This is a genomic window from Dolichospermum lemmermannii CS-548, assembly GCF_028330815.1.
Lineage (GTDB): Bacteria > Cyanobacteriota > Cyanobacteriia > Cyanobacteriales > Nostocaceae > Dolichospermum > Dolichospermum lemmermannii.
The window spans coordinates 1-5,194 of record NZ_JAQMTJ010000038.1 but is presented as its reverse complement, the minus strand read 5'-3'; the positions used below and the strand labels follow the sequence as shown (position 1 = coordinate 5,194).

The 5,194-nt window shown below is 36.8% G+C and carries 2 protein-coding genes; both read left to right on the top strand.

The window, feature by feature from the left end; translation table 11 throughout:
- A partial coding sequence (locus PN450_RS01935) for a non-ribosomal peptide synthetase (protein WP_271835256.1) occupies positions 1-3,529 on the top strand: 3,529 nt, incomplete at its 5' end.
- A partial coding sequence (locus tag PN450_RS01930; RefSeq protein WP_271835255.1) for a non-ribosomal peptide synthetase occupies positions 3,526-5,194 on the top strand: 1,669 nt, incomplete at its 3' end. The genes PN450_RS01935 and PN450_RS01930, both read left to right, overlap by 4 nt.

The window sequence follows — 5,194 nt, the reverse complement described above, 5'->3', positions numbered from 1 at the left end:
GATAGACCGTCGAAAATTGCCTCAACCAGATGAAACATCGATAGTAGAATTACCATATTTACCTCCCCGCAATTCCTCAGAAAGGATTTTAGTAAGCATTTGGCAGCAAGTTCTGCAAGTATCAAAGGTGGGAGTGAATGACAACTTCTTTGATTTAGGAGGACACAGCCTTAAAGCAATTGCTCTAGTCAATCAGATTCAAGAAAAATTGGGTCTTTCTTTTCAAATCAAACAAGTATTTTTGCATCCGACAATAGCAGAACAAGCAGAGTTATTAACTGCTAGTACGCCTATTAATGTTCAGGTAATTCCCCATTTATCTAAGCAAGAAAATTATGAAACATCTCATGCACAAAAACGTTTCTTTGTGTTGCAACAGATGGATCTAAACAATGTGGCTTATCATATTGTGTCTACACTCAAAATAAAAGGAAATTTTGACCCTGATGCCTTTGAAAAAGCAATGCAAGTTTTGATTGCTCGCCATGAAACATTGCGGACATCGTTTGTATTAATCAACGGTGAACCGAGGCAAAAGGTACTTGCACATAGTCCTTTTCATGTGGGATTTCAAGATTGGAGCAATCAACCTCATGCTGAAAGCCACATCCTAGAAATTATTAAACAATCCCAAGAACCTTTCGATTTAGAAAATAGCCCACTTTTACGAGCTAATATTTATAAGCTCCCAGAGCAACAATATCTTCTGTGCATGGAAATCCATCATATTATTTGTGATGGCTGGTCGATGGATTTATTAGCTAAAGAATGCTTAAAATATTACAATTACTTTGTTAAAGGCTTACAGCCAAATCCAGATAAATTGTCTATACAATACAAAGATTATGCAGCATGGCAAGCTAATATTTTACGCAGTGATGAGTATAGAAAAAACTTAGATTACTGGCGGCAAAAACTTGATAATGGGCAAATACCCCGCATTCACTTACCTACAGATTTTCAACGACCTTCTATTAAGACTTTCAATGGTTCACATTTAAGCTGGACATTCAAACCAGAAATAGTCTGTGGGTTGCGAGGGATTTGTCAACAAACAGAAAGCACTTTGTTTATGGCACTATTAACAGCAGTAAAAGTATTACTGTATCGCTACAGTGGTCAACACGATATTTCCATTGGTACAGAAATTGCCACTCGCAACCATCCTCAACTGCAATCTTTAATCGGTTTATTTCTGAATACACTAGTTCTGCGTGACCAAATAGAGCCAGAACAAGGTTATAAAAATTTGCTTGCACAAGTTCGTCAAACTGTTACCGAAGCATTTGAACACGCTGATTACCCGTTTGATATTTTGGTAGAAGAACTAGCAATTTCTAAAGAGATTAACCGTACACCATTGTTTGATGTGTTATTACTTCTACAAAATTTTGGTCAACCTATAGCTATAGAAGAATTACAAATCAAATCCCTAAATTCACTAACTCCTACCAGTAAATTTGACCTGTCTTTTGTATTTATTGAGCAAAACGAGCAACTCAGGTTAGATTTAATTTACAATACAGATTTATTCCAAGCAGAGAGGATGCAAAAATGTCTGAGCCATTTCGATAAGTTGCTTACCGAAATGCTAAACAATCCTAGCCAACCAATCTGTAAAATTTCTCTTTTATCTCCAACAGAAACCGCTTTTTTTGAAAGTTTTATTCAACCAATTCCTCGCTTAGAAAGACGCACAGTAATCCATGATTTTATCGAGCAAGTAAGAGCTTTACCAGACAAAACATCTATTATTTATTCTCAGGGAGAATTAAGCTATCTGGAATTAGATACACTTACTAACTCTTGGGCTAACATCTTTAAATATTTAGGCATTCAAAAGGATAATATTTGTGGCGTAATTCTTGAAGGAGATTATCGTCAAGTATTAGCAATGTTAGCGGTATTTAAGGCTGGGGGAATTTATTTACCTCTGCGTTTGGATGAACCAGAAGAACGCTCTTTACGCATGATGAGCAAAACATCCCCCACTATGATAGTAGTCGATTCCGAGAATTTAGATATTATCAAACCTCGATTAGCATTATTACCAAAACCACCTCAAATATTGGTGATAAATGCCCATGAAATTCAGCAATACTATCAATGGGATGGCACAAATTATCAATGCTTGCTTGTAGAAGCAAATCATGATAAAAAAGTTCTAATTATGCCTGACGCAGATGATTCTAACTATATTATGTTTACCTCTGGATCAACAGGTGAACCCAAAGCTATACTTGGTAGTCACGGCAGTTTGCGTCACTTCATCAATTGGGAAAAATTAGAATTTGGAATTAATTCTAATTGGCGCTGTCTCCAAATCGCACAAATTAATTTTGATGCTTATCTTAGGGAAACTCTTGTAACTTTATGTTCTGGAGGAACTCTTTATATTCCTGATAGCACAGACCGCGAAGATTTAGAAAAGTTATTACTGCGGTTAGGAGAATGGCAGATTAACTTACTGCACACTGTTCCTTCGGTGATGCGCCTATTTTTAAAGATTGGTCGCAATTTAACCAATGCTGATCAATTACTCAAGAATTTACGAGTTTTGGTATTGGGAGGAGAACCTTTATTTGTCAAAGAACTCGGTGAATGGCATCAAGTTTTTGGTTCTCAGACAGAATTTGTCAATATTTATGGTGCAAGTGAAACCACCTTTGTCAAACATTTTCATCGGATTCCTGATCCGAATAAAATTACTTATGCCAGAGTTCCTGGAGGTAGAACACTGCCAGAGGCGGCATTTGCAGTGATTGATGGGACTCGTCCTTGTGCTGTAGGAGAAGTGGGAGAAATTTTCGTCAAGTCACCTTATTTAACAAAAGGCTATTACCAAGACCAAAGATTAACCAATTCTGTTTTTATACCCAATCCTTTGAATCATGGGGCTGATATAGTTTATTGCACAGGAGACTTGGGACGACTGCTACCGGATTTAACGGTGGAAGTGATAGGACGCAGTGATAAGCAAGTGAAGTTGAATGGAGTACGGATTGAGTTGGGAGAAATTGAAGATGCACTAGCTGCTATTGATGGTGTAGAAAAAGCACTGGTAATTGCTGAGGAAAAAGAAGAATTAGTGACAGTTATTGCATATTATCAAGCAGAGAATGCTATAAATCATCAACATATTAGCAGCCAATTAAAACAAGTTTTACCGATTTATATGCAGCCAAATTATTTGATGCAGTTGGCAGATTTTCCGTTATTACCAAATGGCAAAATCAATCGTCTAGGACTACCAAAAGCAGAAGCAAATATTGCTCAAACAAGTCATCAAATTACTAGCTTTAATCCACAAGAAGCTTTATTAGCCTCCATTTGGACTGAATTATTGGAGGTAGAGGTGAGTGATACTAATCAGTCATTTTTTGAGCTAGGAGGAAATAGTTTAAAGGCCATGCGCTTAGTGTCGCACATACGTAACCAATTCGGAGTTGCATTGCGATTGCGAGAAATTTTTACTCAAAACACTTTAAAAGCACAAGCTGATTTGATTCAATTACGACAAGAAAAATGATAAATTCACTACCGAATCAACAATATTATGAAGTATCCCACGCTCAAAGGCGGATGTGGATTCTGCACCATATAAGTGAATATTCTAGTGCTTACAATATTAGGTTGGCAATGAGAATTAATGGCAGCTTAGATATTGCCGCATTCACAGCAGCTTTTCAACAAATTGTAAACCGCCATGAAATTTTGCGTACTACTTTTACAAATATCGCAGGTAGCATTCAGCAAATTGTACATGAAGAAGTGCCTAAAGAACAGTTAGTAGTATTTAGAGATTTAAGAGAACAAAAGGATGCTGAAACAATAGCTGATAGCTTGATTCAAGAATCAGCAAACTCGCGTTTTGATTTAGAGAAATTACCTTTGATGCGAGTTTTGTTAGTGCAGGTAAAGCCAGAGGAATTTTTGTTTGGTTTGACTATACACCATATTATTGGGGATGCGCGATCGCTCGACATCATTTTTCAAGAGTTCGTCACTTTATACTCTGCTTGCACGCAACAAAAAACTGCCGCTTTACCTGCACTACCATTGCAATATAAGGATTATACAGCATGGCAAAATCAGTGGTTAGAAAGTGAGGAGGCAAAAGAACAATGTAATTATTGGTGCGATCGCTTTGCTGGAGAACCACCCATACTCAACTTACCTACCGACTTTCCTAGACCACAATTTAAATCTTCTCAAGCTGGTATATATACTTATAATTTTAGTCAGAGTCTAAGCGAAAAATTACGCTCTTTTGCTGCTGGGAATCATACAACTTTATTTATTACCCTCTTAACTTTATTTAAAATATTACTCCATCGCTACACCGGACAGCATGATTTAGTCATTGGTATACCTATTTCTGGACGTAATCATCCAGACCTAGAAAATCAAATTGGCTTTTATGTTAACACTCTAGCTTTAAGAACTTTACTCCCAAAAGTGGGAACTTTTCAACAAGCATTGGCAGAAGTGACAAATACTTGTCTTGATGCTTATGAGTATAATGAATATCCTTTTGATAAATTAGTATCTGCCCTCGATTTAGAACATGATTTAACACGAAATCCTTTATTTGATGTGATGTTTTCACTGCTTAGTAAAGACAGTAAAGCAGTGATAAAAATTCCTGGGATTGAACATAAAGCTTACCCACTAACACCTCGAACTGCTCAATTCGATTTGAGTTGGAGTTTATTTGAAGATACCAACGATTTAAGATTGGTTATAGAATACGAACCGGATCTATTTCGAGAAGAGACGATCGCTAGAATGAGCGGTCACTTTTTACAAATGATTCAGGCAGTAGTCGAGAATCCTAATTGCCAATTGTCACAAATCAATTTACTAACTTCTGAAGAACTTTATCAGTTACTAATAGAATGGAATAACACAGAAGTCGCATATCCTCAAGATAAATGTATCCATGACCTATTTGAAGAACAAGTAGAACGCAACCCCAATGCAGTTGCAGTGATTTTTGAAGGTCAACAATTAACCTATCAACAATTAAATCAAAAAGCCAATCAATTAGCTCACTATTTGCGAACAAAAGGTGTAGAACCAGAAGTATTGGTGGGAATTTTTGTTGAGCGTTCAATAGAGATGCTAATCGGACTACTGGGAATTTTAAAGGCAGGGGGAGCTTATGTGCCTTTAGACCCTAGTTATCCGAGCG